The sequence below is a fragment of the Hyella patelloides LEGE 07179 genome (assembly GCF_900659865.1).
Lineage (GTDB): Bacteria > Cyanobacteriota > Cyanobacteriia > Cyanobacteriales > Xenococcaceae > Hyella > Hyella patelloides.
In genome coordinates this window covers 1-1100 of the sequence record NZ_LR214341.1, presented here as the reverse complement: position 1 = coordinate 1100, position 1100 = coordinate 1, and the positions used below count along the sequence as shown (strand labels likewise).

At 39.2% G+C, this 1100-nt stretch carries 2 protein-coding genes; both read right to left on the bottom strand.

Annotation, left to right across the window (positions count from 1 at the left end; translation table 11 throughout):
• Window positions 1-147: 147 nt before the first annotated feature.
• The gene (locus tag H1P_RS33615; protein WP_144875854.1) at window positions 148-366 is read right to left on the bottom strand and encodes a hypothetical protein; all 219 of its coding nucleotides are present in this window, start codon (window positions 364-366) and stop codon (window positions 148-150) included.
• 82 nt (window positions 367-448) lie between these two features.
• Entirely contained in the window at window positions 449-832 is a 384-nt protein-coding gene (locus H1P_RS37950) for a hypothetical protein (RefSeq protein ID WP_222427382.1), read from the bottom strand.
• Window positions 833-1100: the final 268 nt, after the last annotated feature.

The following is a 1100-nucleotide window of genomic DNA, read 5'->3' as shown; positions in this document are numbered from 1 at the left end:
GATCTGACAAGTCTTGCAGCAATAATTCCACGCGCTCCCAATTTTCTTTAGCTGATGTTGCCATTGCCAGATAATGTGAGTAACGAGATTGGTAATAGCTCCTCATTTGAGTTAAAGAAGAAATTGCTGTCTCTGTTTCGAGATACTTCATGACTTTTTCCCCCGACGACATGATGAAGATGAACCCAGACATTCATTGCCGTAGCTCGGACAACACACTGCATAGCTCTTTCTTTCCACTACGCGATCGCACCCAGCGCAGACGAATTTATAGACTCTCTCATACATTTTCCTCTGATGTTCTTTAACCCTATAGGAACGATAGTTTTCAGTTTTAACTGATTTTGGTGGTTGTTTTTGATTCATCTGGCGTTGTAGACCATTGGTTCATTACTCTCAATTATGATTGATTCTTCCACAATTCGATTGAATTGGCGCGGACTTCATCTCAAGGGACATCTCTCGACTTCAAATAATCCCAAAATTCTAGTAATTCTGAGTTTGTTAAATGAATTCGGCTTTTTTTGCCGTAAGTCTCCATCAAGTGTTGTCTTCCTCGCTCTTTGCCCCATCCCAATCGCTTCATTTCTCCATCTGTTGCTGCAATAATCTCGGAAAGTTTGTATTCAACTATTTCTAATTCTGGCTCTGGCTGATTAAAAAGATTTCCTTGAGTTGATTTTCTAATTAGCTCTAAATGCGCTCTTTCAGCCGAGCTTAAATAATTCTCTCTCAGCCACTCAATTTCTGGTTCACTCGCCCCAGTTGTCGCCAGTAATTTAATTAAGTCGTTCTTTGTACTACAATTTAATACTATCTCGGATACCTTCAACGCTCGATTTTTCTTGGTCTTAATATCGCGAGAGTTATACGGATAGCTCTGCCAATTAATCTCCTTTTTGGGAGGTTTAGTGGCAGTTTTTTCACAGGTGTAGTTATACCAATTTCCTAAACTTAGACTACACTTAAAGAGAAAGGGATAAAAGCGATCGCGAACTATGTCAGGAGTAGTAAAAATTGAGATAACTGAATCGGCAGAAACTCTCAAAAAACTGTTAATAAATGCCAGTACAGCACAAGAGAAAGAAAGAATTCAAACT